Raw genomic sequence first — 24,184 nt, forward strand, 5'->3', positions numbered from 1 at the left:
CGAGACGATCGGGGCTTTATCGATGGAATAAAATCAATTTGCCGCTCGATGTTGTACAGCGATGCGTTTTATGTTCAAATTGTTTTTCTTTTAATTTTTGCTCGCCGATTCGTTTTGCTTCGTCATCGTTTGCGGCAGTAAATGTTTCATCAAGCAATTTTTCACCTGTCTTTTCAAAAACAGTAAGCGTATATGTTTTCATCTTCCCAACCCCTTTCTTTCGCATATATTCGCTCCTTCATAAGCATTTCCTTCTTTTATACGTCTATTTTTTCGCTTGTCTGCATATGTGTAAAGTAAGACAAGCTTAAAGGGGGATGCACATGCTTATTACATTGCTTCTTGCAGGTATTGTTATTAGCGGATATATGGCGATTCGCACAGCAAGAGAAGAAAAGAAAATAGATGAAAAGTTATTAGAAAAAGAAGGAGAAGTGTATATGGAGCGCATTCGGCAAGCGCGCGAGCAACGCCAAAAGGCCTTGGAATAAACAAGGTCTTTTCTTTTTTTAAAAATTCATAAAAATTTCGCTTCATTTTTTCGTGTTTCGTGTTAGGATATATATTATTAATCACACATATGAGGGGGAGAAAAGCGTGAAGCGAGCGTACAATTTTAACGCAGGACCATCTGCTTTGCCGCTAGCCGTGTTAGAGCGAGCGCAAAAAGAATTGCTCAACTTTCAACAAACAGGTATGTCTGTCATGGAACTGAGCCATCGAAGCAAAGAGTATGATGCGGTACATGAGCGCGCAGAAACGTTGTTGCGCAAACTAATGAACATTCCTGATACGCATGATGTGCTTTTTTTACAAGGAGGAGCAAGTTTGCAATTTTCGATGGTGCCGATGAACTTGTTGAAAGAAGGGGAAGTCGGCAATTACGTGTTAACAGACTCATGGTCGGATAAAGCGATGAAAGAAGCGAAAAAAGTAGGAACAACGCACGTTGCAGCTTCGTCGAAAGAAGAAAAATATACATATATTCCGACGAATATCGAATTGTCCGAGCGTCCCGCGTATTTACACATTACATCAAACAACACGATTGCAGGAACACAATGGCGTGAATTTCCGAACGTATCTGTTGATTTAATTGCGGATATGTCGAGCGATATTTTAAGTCGCGACATTGATGTAAGTCGTTTTGCTCTTATTTATGCAGGGGCACAGAAAAACTTAGGTCCTTCAGGCGTGACGGTTGTCATCATGCGGAAAGATTTGTTAGCAAAAGGAGACGATCATTTGCCGACAATGTTAAACTATCGCACATATAGCGAAAGCCGTTCGTTATATAACACCCCACCGACGTTTGCCATTTATATGTTATCGCTCGTGCTCGAATGGGTAGAGGAACAAGGCGGTGTTCAAACGATCGAAAAGAAAAATGCGGAAAAAGCTGCGATGTTGTACCGTTGTATTGATGAAAGTGAAGGATTTTACAAAGGGCATGCAAAAAAAGAAAGCCGTTCGCATATGAATGTAACGTTTACGTTGCCGAATGAGGAGGTTACAAAGAAGTTTTTAGCGGAAGCAAAAGAAAAAGGATTCATTGGATTAGCAGGACATCGTTCAGTTGGCGGTTGTCGAGCATCTATTTACAACGCAGTTGATATGGAAGCGTGTGAAGCGCTTGTACAGTTTATGGAAACGTTCCGAAAAAATATTTTTTGAAAATTTTTATTTTACCTTGACACTTTAAAGTGCTATAATATTGTTAAACTTGTTTACAAGCTGAGAAGAGAAAAGAATGAGATGAGGAGAGATGAGAAATGAATACGAGAACGTTAGTATTGTTGTCGCTTTTTGTAGGTATTGGTGCGGTGTTGCACGCGGTCATTCCGGGGTTTTTCTTCGGGATGAAGCCCGATATGATGTTGACGATGATGTTTTTAGCCATTATGCTCTTTCCGAACAAAACAGCGGTTAGTTTGTTAGCGATTGCTACAGGCATCATTTCTGGAGTGACAACGAGTTTCCCAGGAGGATTTATCCCGAACGTCGTTGATAAAGTCGTGACAGCTACACTCTTTTTCGGATTGTTTACGTTACTAAAGGCGAAAGCGACGCCAGTGAAAGCGGCATTGCTTACTGCTGTAGGTACGTTCATTTCAGGTGCGACGTTCTTGGCCGTTGCTCTAGCGGTTGTTGGTTTGCCAGGGGGAGCAACGTTTGGCGGACTGTTCGTCGCTGTTGTCATTCCGACAGCGTTTGTCAATACGATTGCGATGATCGTCATTTATCCGATCGTACAGTCGCTGATGAGACGAACATATACCGTTCCGCAACAATAATAAAAAACCCGATCGTTTATGGTCGGGTTTTCCTTATATCTTTCTTACTGCATACGCATGAGCAAAAGAGTTACAGCGATAAAAAAAATAGCAAGACTTCCAAACACGCTTATGCGTTGCTTTAACATTTTTTTTGGTGGATACATGCGCGCTTTATTCAACATAGAAAACGTGGCAATCGTCAAATATAAAAAAATTAACCCAATCGTCGCCGTCGCGATGATCATGTTTGTTCCTCCTAATTCGAAAAGTATATATTTAAATTTATTAAAAAATTCTAATATTTAATACTTTATTATTTATTGTTTTACTGGCATAATAAAAGAAAAAAGAAGGAAATATGAAAAAGTGGGTGGAGAGATGAAAAGCACGGAACGACATTATTCTGTTAAAGAGGCAATGTTATTTAGTCAAAGAGTTGCCCAATTAAGTAAAGCATTGTGGAAATCAATCGAAAAAGATTGGCAACAATGGATTAAACCGTTTGACTTAAACATTAACGAGCATCATATTTTATGGATTGCCTACCATTTAAAAGGGGCTTCCATTTCTGAAATCGCAAAGTTTGGCGTTATGCATGTATCGACAGCATTTAATTTCTCAAAAAAATTAGAGGAACGTGGATTGTTGTCGTTTTCGAAAAAAGAAGATGATAAGCGAAATACGTACATTGAACTGACGGAAAAAGGAGAAGAGATTTTATTAAAATTAATGGAGTCATATGATCCGAAACGGACGTCTGTTCTTCAAGGAATTCAACCGTTATATGAATTGTACGGTAAATTTCCAGAAATGTTAGAAATCATGTGTATGATCCGGAATGTGTACGGGGATGATTTCATGGAAATTTTCGAACGTTCTTTTCAAAACATTGAACAAGAGTTTGTTGAAGAAAATGGGAAGTTAAAAAAGAAAGATGAGCAAAAAGAAGAAGTAGCTTCATTCGTTGAGCGTATGTAATAAACGTTGAAACTCTGCCATAAGCGGAACGAATAGCTGTTGTTGTTTTAACGCGTCAATCGTCTCGGCAAGTGGAAGGTTCGGATGAAGCGCACTCGCAAACTGTGTAAAAAGCGAGGTGAAGATGACGAAACCTTCCTCTTTTTGTTGTTTATATTGCTCGCTTAATTGTTCGCAAAGGTGTAATATACTTTCCACTTCCTCTTTCGTCAAGCCATAGCGGATGACGAGTGAGTAAAACGGCTTTTTTTCCGGTGCGATCATGTCCAACATGAGTGAGAAATAATACTCGAGTTTTTCAATGCGTTGTTCGATGCTCATCTTTCGAAACTCCTTTAATGTGATTATGTGTATTATTTTACAGGAATAGTTGTATAAATGAAATGTCGATTGTTGATTTATCAAAAAAATCGTTGTAAAGTAGGGGAGTAAATACATAAAAACAGGAGGGGAACGGTTTGGCGCTTTACTTCATACCCCTTGCGACAGTTGTCCTTTTCATGATTAATCAGCTAACAAATACTCTTTGTATTCAAAAAGAAATTCCAGAAGAGAAACAGCCAAAAGTATTTCGTACAATTAATGTCCTTATTACGATTTTACTTATTTCTTCCTACATCGAAGTGTTGTTTGCGTAAAAAAGCTGACAGCGTCCCTGTCAGCTTTTTTTCTTTTAGTATAACCAAGCAGCTCCGACGATAATTAATAAAATAAACAACACAACGATTAACGCAAATCCATTTGCATATCCTACTCCTGCACCCATAGACGACACCTCCTTTCGTATATGAAGGCGTTGCGACGCTTTGACAATGTATTGTATGTCAAAAGGGGCAAAAAGGTATGGGCGCAGTTTTGCTTTATTTTAGCTTTCGGAAAAAATATGGTATAGTATGTTTTGTGTACATTTATAGATAGGAGTTGTGAGAACATGAAAAAATGGACAGTTGCCATGTCGGCAGCAGCGATGCTTGCGCTTTCGGCTTGTAATAACGGATCGGATGTTGTCGTCGAAACGAAGGAAGGCAACATTACAAAAGAAGAATTGTACAACGAAATGAAAGAACGTTACGGCAAAGATGTGTTACGCGATCTTGTACATGAGAAAGTGTTAAGCAAAAAGTTTAAAGTAACGGATGAGGAGCTAAATAAGGAAATCGAAAATTTAAAAGAGATGTACGGTATGCAATATGATTTAGCGGTGCAACAAAATGGAGAAGAAGCAATTCGAGACATGGTCAAACTTGATTTGTTGCGCCAAAAAGCAGCGATGGAAGATATTAAAGTGTCAGATGAAGAGTTGAGAAAATATTACAATGAATATAAGCCGAAAGTGAAAGCAAGTCATATTTTAGTCGCCGATGAAAAGACAGCAAAAGAAATTAAAGGAAAGCTAGAAAAAGGTGAAGACTTTGCGAAATTAGCAAAAGAATATTCGAAAGATACAGGTTCGGCACAAAATGGTGGCGATTTAGGCTGGTTTGGACCAGGGAAAATGGTCGAAGAGTTTGAAAAGGCAGCGTATGCCCTAAACGTCGGTGAAATTAGTGATCCAGTTAAAACACAATTTGGATACCATATCATTAAAGTAACGGATAAAGAAAAGAAAAAGTCATTTGATGAAATGAAAGAAGAAATTGAATTCGAAGTGAAAAAGAGCAAACTTGATACATCGAAAGTACAATCGAAGCTTGACAAACTGATGAAAGAAGCAAATGTAGACATTAAAGATAAATCGTTAAAAGATGCGTTAAAGAGCGAGTAATAATGACGAAAGAAGGTGTCCCATGCGGACACCTTCTTTTTACAGGGCTTGTTTGATTTGTGTGGCAATATGTTGCAAGTCATCAAACGTATAGTTGCTTTGATTTGATTTCCATACCGCCCCGAAGCCGTCACCTTTACCGTATCGTGGAATGATGTGCATATGATAATGAAAAACCGTTTGGCCTGCAATTTCCCCGTTATTGCTTAAAATATTGATGCCTTCTGGGGAAAACTGTTCACGAATCGCATTGGCGATTGTAGGAACAACTTCAAATACACGTTGGGCAAGCTCAGGTGTTAACTCATAAATATTTTCTTTATGTACTTTTGGTACGACAAGCGTATGCCCTTTCGTCACTTGACTAATGTCTAAAAAGGCAATGACATGATCATTTTCAAATACTTTTGCACAAGGAATGTCGCCGCTTATAATTTTGCAAAAAATACAGTCGCTCATGATGACGCCACCTTTCTTTCCATTTTGTCTTTATTTTACCACACGATTGTCGTTTCGAAAAACGGAAAGAGCAGGATGCGCATCGCATCCTGCCCATTGAAGAGGGAGCTTCATGATTACGTGTCTTTTGGGAACACCTCATTTACGAGTAGAGTCAGTTACGCGTTTGTGAGTACGACGTTGTTCAAGATGACCATCCCCTTTTTCAGGGAGTGTTTTCGTTGTTACAGGCTAGCTAATGTGCGGCCCGTAGACACCTCATTTCATCGTTTTCTTGAACTTGCTTTGTTGCTCACTGCGACTTGCTACTTGCTACTTGTTTGTCCCTCTTCGCTACTTATCATAACCCGTTTTTCTTTTCATTATTCATTTGTTAAAATAAAAAATAATGATGTAAAGAAAGGAAAGCGATGATGGCACTATTACAAGTTCAGCATATATTCGGTGGCTATACGAACCAAAATATTTTAGATGACGTATCGTTTACCGTGCAAAAAGGGGAAGCTGTTGCGCTAATCGGGTTAAATGGAGCAGGAAAAAGCACGACGATTAAACATATTATCGGATTGATGCAACCGCGCAAAGGATCGATTACGATCAACGACATAACGTTTCAAGATGACCCGGAACAATATCGGGCACAATTTACATACATTCCGGAAATGCCTGCGTTGTACGAAGAATTAACACTTGAAGAACATTTACGCCTAACTGCCATGGCGTATGGTGTACGTGATGAGGAATATGAACAGCGTGTACCAAAATTATTGAAGGCGTTTCGACTTGAGAAAAAATTAGGGGCGTTTCCTGCGTTTTTTTCCAAAGGAATGAAACAAAAAGTGATGATTATGTGCGCTTTTTTAGTGGATGCTCCGCTTTATATTATTGATGAACCGTTTGTTGGATTAGATCCGCTCGCCATTCAAGCGTTGCTTCAGCTCATTGAGGAGAGAAAAAAGGAGGGAGCGGGCATTTTGATGTCAACGCATATTTTAGCAACGGCTGAGCGATATTGTGATTCATTCGTCATTTTACATAACGGACAAGTAAAAGCAACAGGGTCATTGCCAACGCTTCAAGAACAGCTACATATGCCCGATGCGACGTTAGATGATATATATATCGAATTAACGAAGGAAGAGATGAACGATGATTGATGGACAGCAGGTATGGAAAAAACGAATGATTGCTCATCTTGCTGAAGTGAGACGGTACGGTCGATATATGTTCAATGACCATTTGTTGCTCGTCTTATTTATCGGAATCGGGGCAAGTGCGGTATTTTATAAGCGAGCAGTTGATGAACTAACGTCGTTTCCTTACGCGGTCGTTGCTGCGCTTCTGCTCGCTTTTGCAGTGACACAAGGTGGAGTGCGGACGCTTGTCAAAGAAGCGGATGCGTTGTTTCTTCTTCCGGTGGAAAGACGGCTTCGTCCTTATTTTTGGCGCGCGGCAGGATATAGTTTTTTTCTTCATTTGTATGTTTCGCTCATCGTCTTCGTCGTTCTTTTGCCCCTTCACGTGAAGTTTTCAACGCAGCCACTCTCAGTTGTCGTGATGGCAATTGCATTATTAACAGGGTGGAATACGTTCGTTCAATGGCAAGAGGAGGCACGAATCGGGCGAGATCGCTTTCACACATTCGTTCGCTTTTTAGTAAATGTGACGTTGTTTTATTTTTTATTATTGAAACAATATGTATGGATGCTTGTCCCTTTATTGTTTATGGTTATCATTGCGCTTGATGTGGAGCGAAAAGGAAAAGAGAACGCAATCCAATGGGAGCAGTTGCTTGCGAATGAACGAAAGCGAATGCAAGCATTTTATCGGCTCGCACATGCGTTTGTCGATGTTCCACACATCAAACATACAGTCAAAAAACGAACGTGGCTTCGGTTCTTTTTCCGTTTACTTGATGGTTTCCATATGCGACCGTATACGTATTTGTATGCACGCACCTTTTTCCGTGCAGGCGACTATTTCGGCTTGTTCGTTCGCCTAACAGCGATCGGTAGCGTCTTTATTTTTACGTTACCTCGCGGTGTGGAGTGGTTCGCTCTTTTGTGTGCTTATGCCACAGCTATTCAACTGCTTTCGATGCATTCGTATCACCGAGGCCATCCGATTTTGTTTCTTTATCCGTTGACGCCTGCTGAGGCGCATCGGTCGTTCATGCGCGTGTTACTTGCTATTGGGATGAGCCAAGCGCTTATTTTTGCGATGGTTGCATATATCGCTCACGGCGTTTTTGTTATGTTATGGACGTTTTTTATTGTTTTCGTCTGTTATGTCGCGGTGATGTTTTATGTGGGAAGAAAACGAGAAGCGGATTAAAACGGCTTCTCGTCTTTTTTCATATAACTGATCGCTGTAAGACCAAGCGTTTTTGCTGCAATAAGCATCGCACGTTCATCAAAATCAAATTTCGGATGATGGTGCGGATAGGCGATCGTTGTTGTTTCGGCTTTTGCACCTGTAAAGAAAAACGTTCCTTTTACATGTTGTAAATAATAAGCGAAGTCTTCCCCGCCCATATGTGGCTGAATTTCAACGACATCGGTTACATCTTCTATTTCACGAGCGGTAGCGATGAGAAATTTCGTTTCTTCTTCATGGTTTACAACGGGCGGATAGCCGCGCATATACGTGTATTCGTACGTACAACCGTTGGCGATGCAAGTTCCTTTGACAATTTGTTCAATTTCTCTTTCAATGTCATTGCGCACTTGTTCAGAAAATGTGCGCACCGTCCCGACTAATGTCGCGCGATCAGCGATCACGTTAAATGCGTTGTCGGAAACGAAAGAGCCGATCGAAACAACAGCAGGTTCAAGCGGATCGACGCGTCGGCTGACGATTTGCTGTAAATGCAGGACAAGCTGTGATGCGGTAACGATCGCATCTTTCGTTTTGTGAGGTTCTGCCCCATGACCGCCAGAACCTTGAATAATGATTTGAAAGCGGTCTGCAGCTGCCATGATCGGTCCTGTACGATATTGAATGACGCCTGTCGGCTCTGTTGCCCATAAATGTGTGCCAAAAATCGCATCCACTCCTTCTAAACAACCGTCCTCAATCATCGCTTTTGCTCCACCTGGTGCATATTCTTCTGCATGTTGATGAATGCAAACGATCGTGCCGCTCCAATGCTCGCGCAATTCGTAAAGCGCTTTGGCAAGAACAAGTAGTGTGGCAGTATGACCATCGTGTCCACATGCGTGCATGACACCTGGAATTTTTGATTTATATGGCACATCTTTTTCATCTTGAATCGGAAGAGCATCGAAGTCCGCCCGAAGTGCCACCGTTTTTCCGCCTTGTTGGCCATGAATGGTGGCGACTACTCCATTTCCTCCGACATTTGTTCGAACAGGAATGCCGAGTTGTTTATAGTAATTCGCAATATACGCGGCTGTTTTATACTCTTGAAACGATAGCTCAGGATGTTGATGGAAATGACGACGAATCGCTACCATGTCGTCGTAATATTCGTGAAGTTTAGTAAATAACAACGTTTTCATATGCACCGTCCTTTCTGTTTTTTCCATTATACCATCGTTGACAAACGTCCGAAAACAATGTAATATACCCATATACGTATTTAGGAGGAGAACATATGGGCACATGGATCAATGTTGTTTTCATTATTTTACTCATTTACTTTGTTGCGACGAAAATGTTGCCGACAAAAGGTGTCGAACATATCACGCCCGATGAGTTAAAAAGCAAACTAAAAGAAACGAAAAACCGTCAATTCATCGATGTGCGCACACCAGCAGAATATCGCTCGCGCAACATTCGTCAGTTTAAAAACATTCCCCTTCATGAGCTATCCGTCAAATTGAACGAACTTGATCGGGAAAAAGAAACGATTGTTATTTGCCAAAGCGGCATGCGCAGCAATCAAGCAGCAAAAATATTAGTGAAAAATGGTTTTAAGCGCGTTGTCAATGTGCGCGGCGGCATGAACGCTTGGAACGACTAAAGGCTGACGACATGTCAGCCTTCTTTTACAACCGTATATGTTGTCACGTAAGATGGACGCGGGAAAATGGATCGTTGTTGATCTATTCCTTCTTCTGTGCCGCGTTTTTGATGCGCTTTTTCATACGCTTTTGATTGTTGCCAACGGCGAAAGGCACTTTCGTCTTCCCACATCGTCATAATGACGTACGTATCGCTTTTTAACGGACGTAAGACGCGAATGGCGACAAATCCTGGTTCTTGTTCAATTAAGCGCGCCCGCTGTTGAAACCGATGTTCAAATAGCGGTCTTCCTTCATCGGTGACCGGAATGTTATTACACACGACAAACGTCCCTCCGAATGATCCAACAGCATCAAGCACTTCATACGGACGCGGCTCATGAAAGACGCTTTTTCCTTCCGTCTCATGAATGAGCATTCCGTTTTCCTCATCGCATACGAGCAACATTTGCTCACCCGGATATTGACTGCGCAATCGTTGTAAATAGTCGATCGTACCATTTGTCATAAATACGTACACGAACATCCCCTCCTTTCATTCGTTGCTCATATTTTACCACTTTCTTTTCTTCTTGGCGATTTCATGAACGTTGCGTATTATTACTACCCAGACGGTGAAAAAATCGGTATAGTTGTGTTAGTGGAAACAAATGAGTTATTTCGCTACACTATAATATAAGTGATTACATAATGTGAAAGGATGGACATGATGATTAAAAACGATACATTTTTACGCGCTTGTCGCGGAGAAGCGACAGAATACGTTCCAGTTTGGTATATGAGACAAGCAGGACGTTCACAACCAGAATATCGGGCTTTAAAAGAAAAATATTCCCTTTTTGAAATTACTCATCAACCAGAGCTATGTGCGTACGTGACACGTTTGCCTGTCGAACAATATAACGTCGATGCGGCGATTCTTTACAAAGATATTATGTCACCGCTTCCAGCTATCGGGGTTGACGTCGATATTAAAGCGGGGATTGGTCCGGTCATTGCGAATCCGATTCGCTCTCTTGCCGATGTCGAACGTCTCGGTGAAATCGACCCAGAACATGATGTACCGTACGTCCTTGAAACGATTCGAATATTAACGAAAGAGCAACTGACTGTTCCGCTCATCGGTTTTGCAGGTGCACCGTTTACTTTAGCAAGCTATATGATTGAAGGTGGACCATCAAAAAACTATAACAAAACGAAAGCGTTTATGTATGCCGAGCAAAAAGCATGGTTTGCCCTTATGGATAAGTTGGCAGATATGACGATTCGCTACGTGAAAGCGCAAATTCGCGCCGGTGCAAGCGCCATTCAAATTTTTGATTCTTGGGTTGGCGCTGTCAATGTTTCTGATTATCGCCAATTTATTAAACCGACGATGGAGCGTATTTTTACAGCGCTTCGTGACGAAAACGTTCCGCTTATTATGTTCGGTGTTGGGGCAAGCCATTTAGCGAAAGAATGGCATGATTTGCCGCTTGACGTGGTCGGTTTAGATTGGCGCTTATCCATTCGTGAAGCGAGGGACATGGGACTTACAAAAGCGTTACAAGGCAATTTAGACCCAGCCGTATTGCTTGCGCCATGGGAAGTCATTGAAGCGCGCGTGAAACAAATTTTAGATGAAGGCATGGCGCATGAAGGTGGATACGTATTTAACTTAGGGCACGGCATTTTCCCACAAATCAAGCCGGAGACGTTAAAACGACTTACAGCATTTATTCACGATTATTCAGCAAAAAGAAAAGGATGAATAAACGATGTCAAAAAAAGTAATGGGATTGCTTGTCATGGCGTACGGCACGCCATACAAAGAGGAAGATTTAGAGCGATATTATACGCATATTCGACACGGTCGTAAACCGTCGGAAGAAATGTTGGTCGATCTTCGCGAACGCTATGAAGCGATCGGGGGGATTTCTCCGCTTGCGGCCATTACGAAACAACAAGCGGAAAAGCTTGCTGAACGGCTGAATGAAGTGCAAGATGACGTTGAATTTCGCGTATACTTAGGGCTGAAGCATATTGAACCGTTCGTTGAAGATGCTGTTCGGCAAATGCATGAAGACGGCATTGAAGAAGCGGTTTCGATCGTATTAGCCCCGCATTTTTCGACGTTTAGCGTCAAATCGTACAACGGACGAGCGAAAGAAGAAGCGGCGCGTTTAGGCGGACCGACATTGACGTGTGTGGAAAGTTGGTATACTGAGCCAAAATTTATTCAATATTGGGCAGATCGAGTGAAAGAAACGTATGCGGCGATGTCTGAACGAGAGCGCAACAAAGCGATGTTAATCGTGTCAGCGCATAGCTTGCCTGAAAAAATTATTGCTATGGGCGATCCGTATCCGCAACAGCTACAAGAAACGGCGGACTTGATTGCGAAAGAAGCAGGCGTTTCTGACTATGTGATCGGATGGCAAAGTGCAGGGAATACGCCAGAGCCGTGGCTAGGTCCTGATGTGCAAGATTTAACACGGCAATTATACGAAGAAAAGCAATACGAGGCGTTTGTATATGTTCCAGCTGGATTTGTCGCAGATCATTTAGAAGTGTTATACGATAACGACATTGAATGCAAGCAAGTCACGGACGAATTAGGGGTAAGTTACTATCGTCCACCGATGCCGAATGCGCATCCACAGTTTATTGACGCCCTTGCAACCGTTGTTTTAAACCATTTACGTAAAGAAGGCTGGTCGTTATGAAAAAGAAAGTCGTCATTATTGGCGGTGGAATAACGGGATTGACGGCTGCGTATTACTTGCAAAAAGAAGCGCGCGAAAAACAGTTGCCCATTTCGTGTGAATTAATTGAAGCGAGTCATCGATTGGGGGGAAAAGTGCAAACGGTGTATCGCGATGGCTTTGTCATTGAGCGCGGGCCAGATTCCTTTTTGGCACGAAAAATGAGCGCCTCACGCCTCATTCACGAAGTCGGGCTTGAAAAAGAGCTTGTGCATAATACGGCAGGGCAGTCGTACATTCTCGTCAATCGAACGCTTCATCCGATTCCAGGCGGAGCGGTGATGGGCATTCCGACGAAGCTTGCACCGTTTGTTATGACGCGCCTCTTTTCTCCGTTTGGCAAGCTTCGGGCCGCTGCTGACTTTGTTTTGCCACCGTTAAAAACGAAGGGGGACGTATCGCTCGGGCAATTTTTCCGTCGTCGTCTTGGTAATGAAGTTGTTGACCGTCTTATTGAACCTTTATTATCAGGCATTTATGCAGGCGATATTGACCAGCTTAGCTTAATGGCAACGTTTCCTCAATATTTCCACTTAGAGCAAAAACACGGAAGTCTTGTGTTAGGCATGAAGCGGTCGATGCCGAAACAAAAAACGAAACAAAAAAGCGAAAAAGGCATTTTTCAAACGTTAAAAACAGGATTATCGTCTCTTATTGATGCGATAGAGCAAAAGTTAGAAAAAGGAACGGTGCATAAAGGGATACGTGTTGAGCGTATCGAAAAAGTCGATGACACATATGTTTTAACGTTAAGCAACGGGGAGAAAAAAGAAGCGGATAGCGTCATTATTGCTGTTCCTCATCAATCATTGACATCGCTTTTTCCAAATGAAACGATGTTTTCTTCTTTTGAAACGATGCCATCTACGTCTGTTGCAACGGTCGCATTAGCGTTTCCGAAAGAAGCGGTAGCAAAAGATATGAACGGAACAGGGTTTGTTGTTTCGCGTGATAGCGACTATACGATTACCGCATGTACGTGGACGCATAAAAAATGGCCACATACGACACCAGAAGGCTACGTGTTGCTGCGCTGTTATGTCGGTCGCCCCGGAGATGAAGCAATTGTCGACCAAACAGACGAAGATATCGTCCAAGTGGTGATGGACGATTTAAATAAAGTGATGAATATTACGATGAATCCGATGTTTTCGATCGTGACGCGCTGGAAACAATCGATGCCGCAATATACGGTCGGTCATCGCGAGCGAATCGAACGCGTGAAACAAGATATGCAACAACATCTTCCTGGTATCTTTTTAGCAGGAGGTTCGTATGAAGGGCTTGGGCTTCCAGATTGCATTGATCAAGGAGAAGAAGCGGTAAAAAAAGTGCTGCATTATTTAGCTTATACGAAAGAAAAGGTGTCATTATAATATAAGGCACCTTTTTTTCTTGCGAACATATGCCCATTATGATAAAATAAAAAACGAAATGACCAAAATGTTCATTTAGTCAAAATAAAGGATGAACGCCTATGTCAGAAAAAAGAAAACAAATTATTGAAGCGGCAACGAAGTCGTTTTCGCTTTTTGGTTATAAAGCGACGACGATGGATCAAGTGGCGAAAATGGCCAATGTCGGTAAAGGAACAATTTATACGTTTTTCAAAAGTAAAGAAGAGCTGTTAGAAGAAATTGTTTCTTCGATGATTTGTGAAATCAAGCATGAGGCAGATGTAGCAATTGATCAACGTTTATCGTTTAAAGAAAACGTGCAACGCGCTTTGCAACGTATTTTTACGTTTCGCAAAGAACATGAATTGACAATTAAGCTGTTACAAGAAGTGCGCGATATCGGCACACCAGCTGTGCGCGATGTGATGAAGCGACTTGATCGCGAAATGATCGCTTATATTCGTGGGAAAATAGAAGAGGCGATGACAAAAGGGGAAATTCGTTCTTGCGATCCGGAGCTAACAGCATTTTTAATGTTTAAAATGTACATTGCTTTAAACGTTGATTGGGGAAAAGAGCATGAGCCGTTGTCGCAACAAAAAATTGCCGAACTGTTTGATTTGTATTTATTAAAAGGATTATCTCGATGATGATCCTTCTCTTTTTTGTGTAAAATGACTAAATGAACAAATCGGTCAATATTTTAAAAGGGGGTTGAGCAAATTGCTAATGAAAGAAATAAAAGCGGTCACGTCCAATCGGAAAGTACTTATTCCGATTATCGCTGTTTTATTTATTCCGCTTTTATATAGTGGTATGTTTTTATGGGCGTTTTGGGATCCGTACGATCATTTAGACGACTTACCTGTCGCTGTTGTCAATAATGACAAAGGTGCGACATTTGAAGGGGAAGAGCTCCATATTGGTGATGATCTCGTCGACAAGTTAAAAGAAAAGAAACAGTTTGATTGGCATTTTGTAAGCCAGCGTGAAGGGGAAAAAGGATTAAAAGAGCAACGGTATTATATGCTTATTGAAATTCCTGAAGATTTTTCAGAAAATGCAACAACGTTACAAGACGATCATCCGAAAAAACTTCAACTCATTTACAAGCCAAATGAAGGATTTAACTTTTTATCTGCTCAAATTGGTGGAACAGCCGTTGAAAGAATTAAAACAGAGGTAGCGAAAACATTAACCGAAACGTACGCTGAAAACATGTTTGAGAGTGTAAAAACGTTGGCAGATGGATTAACGAAGGCGAGCGACGGCGCAAAACAATTGCATGATGGATTACTTGATGCAAAAGAAGGTACGGATAAACTATATGATGGCATGAACAAAGCGAAAGATGGTTCCGATGAACTGTATCGCCATTTAGCGACGCTTGCCGAAAAATCAATTGCATTTACGGACGGTTTGCATCAAGCAGCTGACGGCTCAATGCAAGTTCAAACCGGTGTTCAAACGCTTCATGATGGGATGAAGCGCATGGTAGATGGGCAAGGACAGTTGCTTGCAGGAGCACAGCAAGCAAAAGAAGGAACAGCAAAACTTGCTTTAGGTACAAATCGTATACTTGAAGGAATGAAAGCTCTCGATGCTCGTATGCCACAGTTTCTACAAGGCTCTGAACAATTAAGTGGCGGAGCAGAAAAACTAGCTGCATCGCTTGCGACATGGCAGCAAGGAGCATCGCGAGTTCAAACAGGTGCAACGCAAGTTACAGGTGGTTTAGAGCAACTTGTTGCGCAGCTTAATACGCTCATTACACAAACATCAGATCCAGTACAAAAAGCTGTATACGAACAGTTAAAACAACACGTTGAGCAATTATCATTTGGAAGCAAACAAGTAGAAACAGGCGTCGCTCAGTTAAATGAAGGGGCTCAAGCGTTGCAAGCAGGTGCGACGTCTTTAAGTGAAGGGGCCAAGAAGCTACATGAAGGGCATATCGCTCTTGATAGTGGCGTAAACGAACTGCTTGCTGGACAACAACAACTTGCCGATGGTGCAAATGCGTTAGTGAACGGACAAGAACAGCTTGTTTCCGGCATGAATACGTTACATGAAAAAATGGAAGAAGCGGAGCAAGGAACAGCGAAGCTTGCAAATGGTGGTCAAACACTTGCTTCTGGTTTGCAAGCTCTTGCGGATGGGGGTGACCAACTGCAAGATGGTGCGCATCGGTTAGCGGATGGGGCACAACAATTAGCGAACGGAATGAATGAACTAACAAATGGAACAGGAACATTGCAAGATGGAATAACTCAGCTTGCTGACGGTTCAGGAGAACTAGCGGATAAATTGCAAGAAGGTGCGGAAAAAGCAAGCGACGTCAAAGCAAACAAAGATGTATATAACATGTTTGCCGAACCGGTAAAAGTAAAAGATAAAAAAATAAATGAAGTACCAAACTATGGAACAGGATTTACACCATATTTCTTGTCATTAGGATTGTTTGTTGGTGCGCTTTTACTTTCGATCGTTTTTCCACTTCGTGAACCAGCTGAAGTGCCACGTTCACCATTTCAATGGTTTTTTGCGAAGTTTGGTGTACTCATTGGCGTGGGTGTGTTACAAGCGATTCTTGCGGACAGCGTATTGCTTTTCGGGCTTGATTTACAAGTGAAAAGTGTTCCGTTATTCATTTTATTTAGCGTGGTGACAAGCATTACCTTTTTATCAGTCATTCAATTTCTCGTGACTGTTTTTGGTGATCCAGGACGATTTATCGGGATTGTCGTCTTAATTTTACAATTAACAACGAGTGCAGGTACGTTCCCGCTTGAGTTAATTCCACGTGCATTGCAATATTTTAACGCATGGCTTCCAATGACATATTCTGTTTTTGGATTAAAAGCGGTCATTTCAAGCGGTGATTTCTCGTTTATGTGGGAAAACGTCGGTAAACTGCTTATGTTTATCGTTGTTATGATGGCGGGAACGATGACGTATTTTACGATCCAACATCGCCGCCAATTCACAACCATTGTGGAAAAAGCTTCTGAAGCGTAATAGGCTTCAGAAGCTTTTTTTCTATGAAAAAATTTTTAAAAAATTAACTTGCATATACAAGGTGATGTTAGTATAATATGAATATGAAAACGATTTCATTCGTTTCTTTTCGATTGAAATAAGGGGGGATGGGAGGATGGCGACGATTGAAGATGTCGCCAAGCTAACAGGGCTTTCAAGGACGACGATTTCGCGCGTCATAAACGATCACCCGTACGTGTCAGAAGAGAAACGAAAGCTCGTGCTTGAAGCGATGGAGAAACTAGGATATGTGCCCAATTCATCGGCGAGAAGTTTGCGGAATCAAAAAACGAGCATTTTAGCGCTATTTATTCCGCGGATTACAAATCCATTTTTTAGCGAGCTCGTAGAAGCGACGGAAATAGCAGCAGGGGAACATGGCTATCAACTGATTATTTGTCAAACGCGCTATTCGCCGGAAAAAGAATTAAACTATATGAATTTATTAAAAACGAAACAAGTTGATGGGGTGATTTTAGCTTCCATTCAAAATGAATGGAAAAAGCTGAAGCCTTTTTTACAATATGGGCCGATTGTTCTTTGTAACGAGTTTGATGACTGTGCAAACGTTCCAACTGTTCGGCTCGATCAAGTGTATGGGGGATACATAGCAACGAAACATTTACTCGAACGAGGGCATACGAAAATTGCCTATTGTTCCGGCGGCTATCGAAGTAATGTCGCAAAATCGCGGGAAATCGGTTTTAGAAAAGCGCTAGCAGAATATAAACTGACATTCGATGAACGGTACGCTTTTCGCGATGCGTTTCACATTGCAGATGGAAAGCGCGTGTTTCATCAAATGATGGCGCTTTCAGAGCAACCGACTGCTGTATTTACAGGAAGTGATGAAGTGGCAGCTGGCATTATATCTGAAGCGTTAAGAAGTGGCTATCGCATCCCGGAAGATTTAGCTGTTGTTGGCTTTGACAATCAAGCAATTACCGAGTTAACAAATCCGACGATTACAACTGTGCATCAGCCGGTCAAACAAATGGCGCAAAAAGCGGTGGATATTATCATAGAAAAAATTCAAACGAAAAAATATGAAGGAAAAGAAATTTACGAATTTCCACTTCAGTTGATTGTGCGTGCGTCGACAGTTGGTAGCGAGCTTCATGAAAGTGAAGCTTGACATACATTTTATTTTAAAAATAAGGGGGATTTTTTCATGAAGAAGGCAACAAAATTTTCTTCTGCATTGTTAGCACTTACGCTCGGCTTGACAGCTTGTTCTGGCGGTCAAGACACGGACAAAAAGGAAACGACGGACAAAAAAGATGATGCGAAAAAATCTGAAGAAGTTGTAAAAATCGTTTATGCTCGTGGTAAAGATGCAACAAAAGCGACAGACGAAATCGTCAAAGCGTTTGAAGCAAAATATCCAAACATTGATGTCGAATTTCGTGAAATGCCTTCAGACACAGGGGCACAGCACGATGCATACGTGACAATGTTAAACGCCAAATCATCTGAAATTGACGTGATGGATTTAGACGTCATTTGGCCAGCAGAATTTGCGCAAGCTGGATATGTTCTTCCGCTTGATCGTTTCATTGAAAAAGATGGCATTGATTTAAGTGCATACAACCAAGGTGCGCTTGCAGCTGGAAACTTCGATGGAAAACAATGGGCGATGCCGAAATTTATTGACACAGGACTATTATTCTATCGTAAAGACATTGTTCCAGAAGATAAAGTGCCGAAAACATGGGATGAATTGTTAGCAGCTGCTCGCGAGTTTAAAGGAAAAGGCGGCACACAATTCGGATACTTAATGCAAGCGAAACAATACGAAGGATTAGTATGTAACGCGATTGAATTTATTGCGGCATACGGTGGAAAAATCGTCGACGAAAACAACAACGTTGTCGTCAATAGCCCTGAAACAATTAAAGGATTAAAGAAAATGGTTGAAATTGCAACATCTGACGTTGTGCCAAGCAACATTACAACATTTACAGAGCCAGAATCTCATACAGCGTTCATTGAAGGTCAATCGCCATTTATTCGCAACTGGCCATACCAATACGCGTTAGCAAACGATCCAGAACAATCAAAAATTGTGGATAAAGTCGGCGTTGCGCCACTACCAGCTGGTGATAAAGGTTCAGCTGCGGCATTAGGTGGATGGATGACAGCCATTAACGCATATTCGAAAAATAAAGAAGCGGCTTGGGAATTTGTGAAATTTATGACTGGTCCAGAAGGTCAAAAAATTTCTGCGATTTACGGCGGTTTAGCACCAACGCTTCCAGCATTATTTAAAGACGAAGAAGTGTTAAAAGCTAATCCATTCTTTGCAGAAGAAGGATTTGTTAACGGATTAAATGCAGCGGTACCACGTCCAGTTGTACCAAACTACCCAGAAGTATCTGAAATTATTCAAATTAACGTATCGAAAGCGATTGCTGGACAAATTACAGTCGAAGAAGCAGTTGCGAACATGGAAAAAGAAATTAAAGCGGTTATGCAGTAATTGCACATTAGCCTTCAGCCTCATGTGAGTGCTGAAGGCTAAATCCTTTGCATAAAGGGGGAACAACGAGTGAAAAACGAAAAAAAATCGGAGCGCCGTTTAGCCTATATTCTTGTTGCTCCGTCGCTTTTGCTTATTTTGGCGGTTGCGATTTGGCCGGTCATTCAGTCGTTTTATTTCAGTTTATTTGACTATCGTCTGAACAACCCAGCGAAATCAGCTCTCCATCTTGATTACAACTTAAATTTAGAGCGATATTTAGAAAGTTACCCATTTTTAATGAACACATTAAAACAAGAAATTTCGCAAGCGACAGGTGAGAAAAAAGAGCAGCTGACGTCGTTGCAGGAACAGCTTCAACAAGTCGATGAAGAAATTCGCGCGGATAAAGAAGTAGCAAAACGATATGAGCAAATCGATGAAATTTTAAATAATTTTGAAGTGCCAAGTGAAGAAATAAAAATTGTTCCAATCGATGAACAAGCGGCACAACATTTAACAAAAACGATTAGCGAAACGAAACAAACGTTAAAAACGTTAAACGAAAACGGACAGTTGAAGCAAGGGGACAAATTAACGGGGCTTGCAAATGGATTAAGCGGAGCAGTCATTGAACCGAACTTTGTCGGTCTTGCTCATTATAAAAACTATTTCAGTGATACACGTTTATGGAAAGCACTTTGGAATACAACGGTATTTACCGTTATTTCCGTCTCGATTGAATTAGTGCTCGGCTTAGCGATTGCGTTGCTTATTAATAAGGCGTTTTTCGGTCGCGGACTTGTCCGGGCAACGATTTTAATTCCGTGGGCGATTCCAACGGCGGTATCTGCATTAATGTGGAAGTTTTTATATGACGGACAAAACGGGATTGTCGCTAAATATTTTGCTGATATGGGCATTATCAATAATATGAGTGAACTATTAACGACAGGTGCGGGAGCGATGTTTGCCGTCATTTTTTCTGACGTATGGAAAACAACGCCATACATGGCATTATTGTTGCTTGCCGGATTGCAAACGATTCCGAGCTCCTTATATGAAGCGGCATCGATTGACGGAGCGACAAAGTGGCAGCAGTTCGTCAAAATTACGTTACCGCTTTTAAAATCAAGCATTCTCGTTGCGCTTTTGTTCCGTACGCTAGATGCGTTTCGTGTATTTGACTTAATTTTCGTCTTAACAGGCGGAGGACCAGCGAACTCGACAGAAACGATTTCGATTTTAGCGTATAAAGTCATGTTCTCGCAAACAAACTTCGGTGGCGGTTCAGCGTTAGCGGTGATCGTTTTCATTTGCGTAGCGATCATTTCGACAATTTACATTAAGTTTTTAGGTGCTGACCTCATTTCTGACCGAAAATAGGAGGTGCAACAATGCAAAAGAAAGCCGGTCCATTGTTTTATGTGTTTTTATTTGTTTTCGTTTTTTTAGTAATGTTTCCATTTTTATGGATTTTATTAAGTTCGATTAAGCCGTTAAGCGAACTGTTTGGTGAAGAAGCGTTTAACTGGTTCACGAGCCATCCGACGTTAAAAAGTTACGTCTCTGTTTTCGTCAATTATCCGTTTTTAAAATATTTATGGAACAGCACAGTCATCGCGACGATTACGACGGTGTACACCGTATTTGTAGCAGCGTTTGCGGCGTATGCGATTGCGCGCCTCGATTTTAAAGGAAAGTCGATCATTTTAGGTATCGTGTTATCGGTATCGATGTTTCCACAAATTGCAACCATTTCGCCGATTTACATGTTTGTAAAAAAGTTTGAGTTAACAAATAGTTATTTAGGATTAATTATTCCGTACACAACGTTTGCATTGCCGCTTTCGATTTGGCTATTAGTAACGTTTTTCCGTAAAATTCCGTTTGATTTAGAAGAAGCAGCAAAAATGGACGGAGCAACACCGCTTCAAACGTATTTTAAAGTCATTTTGCCATTAGCAGTACCAGGTATTTTTACGACATCGATTCTCGTCTTTATTGCAGCATGGAACGAATTTTTATTTGCATTGACGATTAACACAGCAGAAAACTATAAAACGGTGCCAGTTGGTATTGCGATGTTCCAAGGGCAATATACCATTCCATGGGGCGAGATTTCAGCAGCGACCGTTATCGTAACAATTCCGCTCGTCATTATGGTATTATTATTCCAACGTCGTATTGTCTCAGGTTTAACGTCTGGTTCAGTGAAAGAGTAATGGAGAGGGGAAAAGAGAATGGAATCGATTCCAAAAACGAAACAATGGTGGAAAGAAGCGGTTGTATATCAAATTTATCCGCGCAGTTTTAAAGATTCAAATGGGGACGGAATTGGCGATTTGCGCGGCATTATTGAAAAATTAGATTATTTACAAGAGCTCGGTATCGATGTCGTTTGGTTATCGCCTGTATATAAGTCGCCAAACGACGATAACGGCTATGACATTAGCGACTATCAAGACATTATGGACGAGTTTGGAACGCTATCTGATTGGGACGAACTGCTTTATGAAATGCATGCGCGTGGCATGAAATTAGTGATGGATTTAGTCGTCAATCATACGTCTGATGAACATCATTGGTTTATTGAATCGCGCAAGTCGAAAGATAATCCGTACCGTGATTATTACATTTGGCGTCCGGGAAAAGACGGAAAGGAACCGAACAATTGGCAATCGTTTTTCAGCGGTTCAGCTTGGCAATACGACGAAGCAACAGGAGAATATTATTTACATTTATTTTCGAAAAAACAGCCGGATTTAAACTGGGAAAACGAAAAGGTGCGCGAAGAAATTTTCAACATGATGACATGGTGGTTAGACCGTGGCATTGACGGATTTCGCATGGACGTCATTAACTTATTGTCAAAAGTCGAAGGTTTGCCAGATGCGCCGGTGACAAATCCTGACGACTATTATCAATGGGGCGGACAATATTTTGTTAACGGACCAAAGTTAATGGACTATTTGCGTGAAATGAAAGAAAAAGTGTTAAGTAAATACGACATTATGACGGTCGGAGAAACACCGATGGTGACGACGGAAGATGCGATTCGATTTACGAACGAGCAAGACGGCGTTATGAATATGTTGTTTCAATTTGAGCATATGGATGTTGACTCAAAACCGGGAAGTCATCTTGGAAAATGGGATATTCAACCGTGGAAGTTGACGGATTTGAAAAAAATTATGAGCAAATGGCAAGTGGAGCTTCACGGAAAAGGATGGAATTCGCTTTATTTAGAAAATCATGATCAACCGCGTTCCGTATCTCGTTTTGGCGATGATAAAACATATCGGGTCGAAAGTGCAAAAATGTTGGCGACATGGCTACATATGATGCAAGGGACGCCATACATTTATCAAGGACAAGAAATTGGTATGACAAATGTTGCGTTTCCGTCTATTGAATATTATCGCGACGTGGAAACGATTAATTTATGGAACGATGTTGTCGTCAATAAAGGGTATGACCCAGACAAAATTTTAAAAGCGATTCATTATCGCGGTCGTGACAATGCGCGTACGCCGATGCAATGGGATGCGACAGAACACGCAGGTTTTACGACAGGCACCCCATGGATCGACGTCAATCCGAATTATCGCGACATTAACGTTGAACAAGCATTAAAAGATGAAAACTCGGTGTTCCATTATTACAAAAAGCTGATTCGCCTTCGAAAAGAACATCCGATTATCGTGTACGGTTCATACGAGCTGTTGCTTGAAGATGATGAACAAATTTATGCATATGTGCGCAAGTTCAACAATGAACAGTTGCTTGTCATCACAAACTTTAGTAGCGAGCAACCGACTTTTACATTGCCAGCACACATTACGTTTACGGAAAAACAATTGCTCATTAGCAACTATGCGGTTGATGAAAATGAGGCGATTGACACGATCGTGCTCAAACCGTATGAAGCACGTGTATATAAGTTAAAGTAAAAAGCAGCCACGCAGGCTGCTTTTTACTTTAACAAGTGACGTTTAAACATTGAACGCAAATGTTTCCATAGCATTCATGTTGTTCTTCCATTTCTTTACCACACTCGCAACATGTTTTTGGAGGTAACTTTTTATAAAATTCAGACATTTTTTCTAACATAACTCCCCATCCCCTTCGTTTTTGTTAATCTCATTGTATTATAACAGATATACATTTGTCAATAGTTGTTTTATAACATTTGCGTGTGTGAAATTTGTTCAGAAATTTGGTATTGTGTAGTTGTACACATTTTTGCAAGGAAGGTGAATACATATGAAAGTGACAGTGATCGGTTATTGGGGAGCATTTCCGAAAAAAAATGAAGCGACGTCATGTTATTTATTTGAATATGACGGGTTTCGCTTGTTAGTCGACTGCGGAAGCGGAGCGTTAGCACAGCTGCAAAACGTCATTGACATTGAACAAATTGACGCGGTCATCGTATCGCATTACCATCACGATCACGTGGCGGACATCGGTCCACTTCAATATGCTCGACTTATTAAGAAAAATTTAGGTGTGGATTTGCCGGAGTTACCGATTTACGGTCATTCCCTCGATCGCGATGGCTTTGCGCGCCTTGCGCATAAAGGGGTGACAAAAGGGGTCGCATATAATCCGAATGAGACGCTTCATATCGGTCCGTTTACCATTTCGTTTATGCGAACGGAGCATCCAGCCATTTGTTATGCAATGCGCATAGAAGCAGGGGGAAAAACAGTTGTGTATACAGCGGATTCAAGCTATTTACCGCAGTTTGTTCCTTTTGCGAAACATGCACATTTGCTCATTTGTGAATGCAACTTTTACGCAGGACAAAACGCCAAACAAGCAGGGCATATGACGAGCGAAGAAGCAGCGACGATCGCTCGTGATGCAGGCGTTGAAACATTGTTACTGACGCACTTGCCGCATTTCGGAAACATCGAACAGCTTGTCAACGAAGCAAAAACGATTTTCCACGGCGATGTGCAATTAGCAAAAACAAGATGGACATGGGAAGAATAAGTGATTGGCTACCTCTCTTTTTAGGTGATTCAAATGACGTGGTGGCAATACGGAATAGTTAGCTATATAGTTATTTTTTGT

28 protein-coding genes are annotated in these 24,184 nt (G+C 41.4%); 20 read left to right on the top strand and 8 right to left on the bottom strand.

Features of this window, described 5'->3' with window-relative positions:
- Positions 1 to 16 precede the first annotated feature (16 nt).
- Positions 17 to 202 carry a YhzD family protein gene (locus tag CS060_RS05400; protein WP_012575827.1) on the bottom strand — a complete coding sequence of 62 codons (186 nt, stop codon included), beginning with the start codon at positions 200 to 202 and terminating at the stop codon, positions 17 to 19.
- A 121-nt stretch (positions 203 to 323) separates the two neighbouring features.
- On the opposite strand from CS060_RS05400, the gene CS060_RS05405 reads away from it, so the two are divergent.
- From CS060_RS05405 to CS060_RS05415, 3 genes are all read left to right on the top strand, one after another.
- Positions 324 to 491, top strand: coding sequence for a sporulation YhaL family protein (locus tag CS060_RS05405; protein WP_035048753.1), 168 nt, complete (start codon positions 324 to 326; stop codon positions 489 to 491).
- Positions 492 to 597: 106 nt separating this feature from the next.
- The gene (gene serC / locus CS060_RS05410) at positions 598 to 1,674 is read left to right on the top strand and encodes a 3-phosphoserine/phosphohydroxythreonine transaminase (RefSeq protein ID WP_035048754.1); all 1,077 of its coding nucleotides are present in this window, start codon (positions 598 to 600) and stop codon (positions 1,672 to 1,674) included.
- Between the two features lie 98 nt (positions 1,675 to 1,772).
- On the top strand, positions 1,773 to 2,294 hold the full coding sequence (locus CS060_RS05415) for a tryptophan transporter (protein ID WP_035049863.1): 522 nt from the start codon (positions 1,773 to 1,775) through the stop codon (positions 2,292 to 2,294).
- 44 nt (positions 2,295 to 2,338) lie between these two features.
- Here the strand turns inward: CS060_RS05415 and yhzF are convergent, their stop codons facing one another.
- Positions 2,339 to 2,521: a membrane protein YhzF gene (gene yhzF / locus CS060_RS05420; RefSeq protein ID WP_099668754.1), complete on the bottom strand. Its 183-nt coding sequence runs from the start codon at positions 2,519 to 2,521 to the stop codon at positions 2,339 to 2,341.
- 133 nt (positions 2,522 to 2,654) lie between these two features.
- On the opposite strand from yhzF, the gene CS060_RS05425 reads away from it, so the two are divergent.
- Positions 2,655 to 3,254, top strand: a complete 600-nt coding sequence (locus CS060_RS05425; protein WP_180271060.1) for an HTH-type transcriptional regulator Hpr — start codon at positions 2,655 to 2,657, stop codon at positions 3,252 to 3,254.
- Here CS060_RS05425 and CS060_RS05430 read toward each other — a convergent pair.
- The gene (locus tag CS060_RS05430) at positions 3,234 to 3,575 is read right to left on the bottom strand and encodes a YhaI family protein (RefSeq protein WP_035049868.1); all 342 of its coding nucleotides are present in this window, start codon (positions 3,573 to 3,575) and stop codon (positions 3,234 to 3,236) included. The genes CS060_RS05425 and CS060_RS05430 overlap by 21 nt on opposite strands.
- Positions 3,576 to 3,712: 137 nt before the next feature.
- Here CS060_RS05430 and CS060_RS05435 point away from each other — a divergent pair, with 137 nt between their 5' ends.
- Positions 3,713 to 3,892, top strand: coding sequence for a hypothetical protein (locus CS060_RS05435; protein ID WP_035050545.1), 180 nt, complete (start codon positions 3,713 to 3,715; stop codon positions 3,890 to 3,892).
- A gap of 35 nt (positions 3,893 to 3,927) precedes the next feature.
- On the opposite strand, the gene CS060_RS05440 is transcribed toward CS060_RS05435, so the two are convergent.
- Positions 3,928 to 4,020 (bottom strand): YjcZ family sporulation protein, encoded by a 93-nt coding sequence (locus CS060_RS05440; protein WP_009362001.1) that lies wholly within the window; start codon positions 4,018 to 4,020, stop codon positions 3,928 to 3,930.
- A 165-nt stretch (positions 4,021 to 4,185) separates the two neighbouring features.
- Here CS060_RS05440 and CS060_RS05445 point away from each other — a divergent pair, with 165 nt between their 5' ends.
- Positions 4,186 to 5,019, top strand: coding sequence for a peptidylprolyl isomerase (locus CS060_RS05445; protein ID WP_035050543.1), 834 nt, complete (start codon positions 4,186 to 4,188; stop codon positions 5,017 to 5,019).
- 39 nt (positions 5,020 to 5,058) lie between these two features.
- Here CS060_RS05445 and CS060_RS05450 read toward each other — a convergent pair whose 3' ends face one another.
- The gene (locus tag CS060_RS05450) at positions 5,059 to 5,478 is read right to left on the bottom strand and encodes an HIT family protein (protein WP_035050541.1); all 420 of its coding nucleotides are present in this window, start codon (positions 5,476 to 5,478) and stop codon (positions 5,059 to 5,061) included.
- A gap of 413 nt (positions 5,479 to 5,891) precedes the next feature.
- Between CS060_RS05450 and CS060_RS05455 the strand changes: the two genes are divergently transcribed.
- Positions 5,892 to 6,635: an ABC transporter ATP-binding protein gene (locus CS060_RS05455; RefSeq protein WP_035050539.1), complete on the top strand. Its 744-nt coding sequence runs from the start codon at positions 5,892 to 5,894 to the stop codon at positions 6,633 to 6,635.
- Positions 6,628 to 7,812, top strand: coding sequence for an ABC transporter permease (locus tag CS060_RS05460; protein WP_035050537.1), 1,185 nt, complete (start codon positions 6,628 to 6,630; stop codon positions 7,810 to 7,812). Before CS060_RS05455 ends, CS060_RS05460 begins: the two co-directional genes overlap by 8 nt.
- Here CS060_RS05460 and CS060_RS05465 read toward each other — a convergent pair.
- Positions 7,809 to 8,999, bottom strand: a complete 1,191-nt coding sequence (locus CS060_RS05465; RefSeq protein WP_035050535.1) for a M20 family metallopeptidase — start codon at positions 8,997 to 8,999, stop codon at positions 7,809 to 7,811. The two genes, CS060_RS05460 and CS060_RS05465, sit on opposite strands and share 4 nt — an antisense overlap.
- Before the next feature lie 95 nt (positions 9,000 to 9,094).
- On the opposite strand from CS060_RS05465, the gene CS060_RS05470 reads away from it, so the two are divergent.
- The gene (locus CS060_RS05470) at positions 9,095 to 9,463 is read left to right on the top strand and encodes a rhodanese-like domain-containing protein (RefSeq protein ID WP_035050534.1); all 369 of its coding nucleotides are present in this window, start codon (positions 9,095 to 9,097) and stop codon (positions 9,461 to 9,463) included.
- A 14-nt stretch (positions 9,464 to 9,477) separates the two neighbouring features.
- On the opposite strand, the gene CS060_RS05475 is transcribed toward CS060_RS05470, so the two are convergent.
- Entirely contained in the window at positions 9,478 to 9,984 is a 507-nt protein-coding gene (locus CS060_RS05475) for an antibiotic biosynthesis monooxygenase family protein (RefSeq protein ID WP_035050531.1), read from the bottom strand.
- 180 nt (positions 9,985 to 10,164) lie between these two features.
- Here CS060_RS05475 and hemE point away from each other — a divergent pair, with 180 nt between their 5' ends.
- From hemE to CS060_RS05525, 10 genes are all read left to right on the top strand, one after another.
- A complete protein-coding gene (hemE, locus tag CS060_RS05480; RefSeq protein ID WP_099668755.1) occupies positions 10,165 to 11,214 on the top strand; it encodes a uroporphyrinogen decarboxylase in 1,050 nt (349 codons plus the stop codon).
- A 7-nt stretch (positions 11,215 to 11,221) separates the two neighbouring features.
- Positions 11,222 to 12,169, top strand: coding sequence for a ferrochelatase (gene hemH, locus CS060_RS05485; protein ID WP_099668756.1), 948 nt, complete (start codon positions 11,222 to 11,224; stop codon positions 12,167 to 12,169).
- Positions 12,166 to 13,584: a protoporphyrinogen oxidase gene (hemY, locus tag CS060_RS05490; RefSeq protein WP_099668757.1), complete on the top strand. Its 1,419-nt coding sequence runs from the start codon at positions 12,166 to 12,168 to the stop codon at positions 13,582 to 13,584. Before hemH ends, hemY begins: the two co-directional genes overlap by 4 nt.
- Positions 13,585 to 13,685: 101 nt before the next feature.
- Complete coding sequence (locus tag CS060_RS05495) at positions 13,686 to 14,255, top strand: TetR/AcrR family transcriptional regulator (protein WP_035050528.1); 570 nt, start codon at positions 13,686 to 13,688, stop codon at positions 14,253 to 14,255.
- Positions 14,256 to 14,334: 79 nt separating this feature from the next.
- Positions 14,335 to 16,623 (top strand): YhgE/Pip domain-containing protein, encoded by a 2,289-nt coding sequence (locus tag CS060_RS05500; protein WP_035050526.1) that lies wholly within the window; start codon positions 14,335 to 14,337, stop codon positions 16,621 to 16,623.
- A 136-nt stretch (positions 16,624 to 16,759) separates the two neighbouring features.
- Positions 16,760 to 17,779, top strand: coding sequence for a LacI family DNA-binding transcriptional regulator (locus CS060_RS05505; protein ID WP_099668758.1), 1,020 nt, complete (start codon positions 16,760 to 16,762; stop codon positions 17,777 to 17,779).
- Positions 17,780 to 17,815: 36 nt separating this feature from the next.
- Complete coding sequence (locus CS060_RS05510) at positions 17,816 to 19,123, top strand: ABC transporter substrate-binding protein (RefSeq protein WP_035049714.1); 1,308 nt, start codon at positions 17,816 to 17,818, stop codon at positions 19,121 to 19,123.
- 69 nt (positions 19,124 to 19,192) lie between these two features.
- Positions 19,193 to 20,488: a carbohydrate ABC transporter permease gene (locus tag CS060_RS05515; protein WP_099668759.1), complete on the top strand. Its 1,296-nt coding sequence runs from the start codon at positions 19,193 to 19,195 to the stop codon at positions 20,486 to 20,488.
- Positions 20,489 to 20,499: 11 nt separating this feature from the next.
- Positions 20,500 to 21,327, top strand: coding sequence for a carbohydrate ABC transporter permease (locus tag CS060_RS05520; protein WP_003395595.1), 828 nt, complete (start codon positions 20,500 to 20,502; stop codon positions 21,325 to 21,327).
- An 18-nt stretch (positions 21,328 to 21,345) separates the two neighbouring features.
- Positions 21,346 to 23,055, top strand: coding sequence for a glycoside hydrolase family 13 protein (locus CS060_RS05525; protein WP_035049716.1), 1,710 nt, complete (start codon positions 21,346 to 21,348; stop codon positions 23,053 to 23,055).
- Positions 23,056 to 23,083: 28 nt separating this feature from the next.
- Here CS060_RS05525 and yhfH read toward each other — a convergent pair whose 3' ends face one another.
- Positions 23,084 to 23,215: a protein YhfH gene (gene yhfH / locus CS060_RS05530; RefSeq protein WP_069201723.1), complete on the bottom strand. Its 132-nt coding sequence runs from the start codon at positions 23,213 to 23,215 to the stop codon at positions 23,084 to 23,086.
- 153 nt (positions 23,216 to 23,368) lie between these two features.
- Here yhfH and CS060_RS05535 point away from each other — a divergent pair, with 153 nt between their 5' ends.
- On the top strand, positions 23,369 to 24,103 hold the full coding sequence (locus CS060_RS05535) for an MBL fold metallo-hydrolase (RefSeq protein ID WP_035049718.1): 735 nt from the start codon (positions 23,369 to 23,371) through the stop codon (positions 24,101 to 24,103).
- Positions 24,104 to 24,184: the final 81 nt, after the last annotated feature.

This window comes from Anoxybacillus flavithermus (genome assembly GCF_002742685.1).
Classification (GTDB): Bacteria; Bacillota; Bacilli; order Bacillales; family Anoxybacillaceae; genus Anoxybacillus; species Anoxybacillus flavithermus_E.

Excerpts from the sequence above, each read along its gene's own strand:
- CS060_RS05495 (WP_035050528.1), top strand. The coding sequence starts at position 13,686 with ATGTCAGAAAAAAGAAAACAAATTATTGAAGCGGCAACGAAGTCGTTT.
- CS060_RS05500 (WP_035050526.1), top strand. The coding sequence starts at position 14,335 with ATGAAAGAAATAAAAGCGGTCACGTCCAATCGGAAAGTACTTATTCCG.
- CS060_RS05415 (WP_035049863.1), top strand. The coding sequence starts at position 1,773 with ATGAATACGAGAACGTTAGTATTGTTGTCGCTTTTTGTAGGTATTGGT.
- yhfH (WP_069201723.1), bottom strand. The coding sequence starts at position 23,215 with ATGTTAGAAAAAATGTCTGAATTTTATAAAAAGTTACCTCCAAAAACA.
- CS060_RS05450 (WP_035050541.1), bottom strand. The coding sequence starts at position 5,478 with ATGAGCGACTGTATTTTTTGCAAAATTATAAGCGGCGACATTCCTTGT.
- CS060_RS05400 (WP_012575827.1), bottom strand. The coding sequence starts at position 202 with ATGAAAACATATACGCTTACTGTTTTTGAAAAGACAGGTGAAAAATTG.
- hemE (WP_099668755.1), top strand. The coding sequence starts at position 10,165 with ATGGACATGATGATTAAAAACGATACATTTTTACGCGCTTGTCGCGGA.
- CS060_RS05525 (WP_035049716.1), top strand. The coding sequence starts at position 21,346 with ATGGAATCGATTCCAAAAACGAAACAATGGTGGAAAGAAGCGGTTGTA.
- yhzF (WP_099668754.1), bottom strand. The coding sequence starts at position 2,521 with ATGATCATCGCGACGGCGACGATTGGGTTAATTTTTTTATATTTGACG.
- CS060_RS05430 (WP_035049868.1), bottom strand. The coding sequence starts at position 3,575 with ATGAGCATCGAACAACGCATTGAAAAACTCGAGTATTATTTCTCACTC.
- hemY (WP_099668757.1), top strand. The coding sequence starts at position 12,166 with ATGAAAAAGAAAGTCGTCATTATTGGCGGTGGAATAACGGGATTGACG.
- CS060_RS05440 (WP_009362001.1), bottom strand. The coding sequence starts at position 4,020 with ATGGGTGCAGGAGTAGGATATGCAAATGGATTTGCGTTAATCGTTGTG.
- CS060_RS05520 (WP_003395595.1), top strand. The coding sequence starts at position 20,500 with ATGCAAAAGAAAGCCGGTCCATTGTTTTATGTGTTTTTATTTGTTTTC.
- CS060_RS05465 (WP_035050535.1), bottom strand. The coding sequence starts at position 8,999 with ATGAAAACGTTGTTATTTACTAAACTTCACGAATATTACGACGACATG.
- CS060_RS05460 (WP_035050537.1), top strand. The coding sequence starts at position 6,628 with ATGATTGATGGACAGCAGGTATGGAAAAAACGAATGATTGCTCATCTT.
- CS060_RS05470 (WP_035050534.1), top strand. The coding sequence starts at position 9,095 with ATGGGCACATGGATCAATGTTGTTTTCATTATTTTACTCATTTACTTT.
- CS060_RS05510 (WP_035049714.1), top strand. The coding sequence starts at position 17,816 with ATGAAGAAGGCAACAAAATTTTCTTCTGCATTGTTAGCACTTACGCTC.
- CS060_RS05425 (WP_180271060.1), top strand. The coding sequence starts at position 2,655 with ATGAAAAGCACGGAACGACATTATTCTGTTAAAGAGGCAATGTTATTT.
- hemH (WP_099668756.1), top strand. The coding sequence starts at position 11,222 with ATGTCAAAAAAAGTAATGGGATTGCTTGTCATGGCGTACGGCACGCCA.
- CS060_RS05535 (WP_035049718.1), top strand. The coding sequence starts at position 23,369 with ATGAAAGTGACAGTGATCGGTTATTGGGGAGCATTTCCGAAAAAAAAT.
- CS060_RS05505 (WP_099668758.1), top strand. The coding sequence starts at position 16,760 with ATGGCGACGATTGAAGATGTCGCCAAGCTAACAGGGCTTTCAAGGACG.
- CS060_RS05445 (WP_035050543.1), top strand. The coding sequence starts at position 4,186 with ATGAAAAAATGGACAGTTGCCATGTCGGCAGCAGCGATGCTTGCGCTT.
- CS060_RS05455 (WP_035050539.1), top strand. The coding sequence starts at position 5,892 with ATGGCACTATTACAAGTTCAGCATATATTCGGTGGCTATACGAACCAA.
- CS060_RS05405 (WP_035048753.1), top strand. The coding sequence starts at position 324 with ATGCTTATTACATTGCTTCTTGCAGGTATTGTTATTAGCGGATATATG.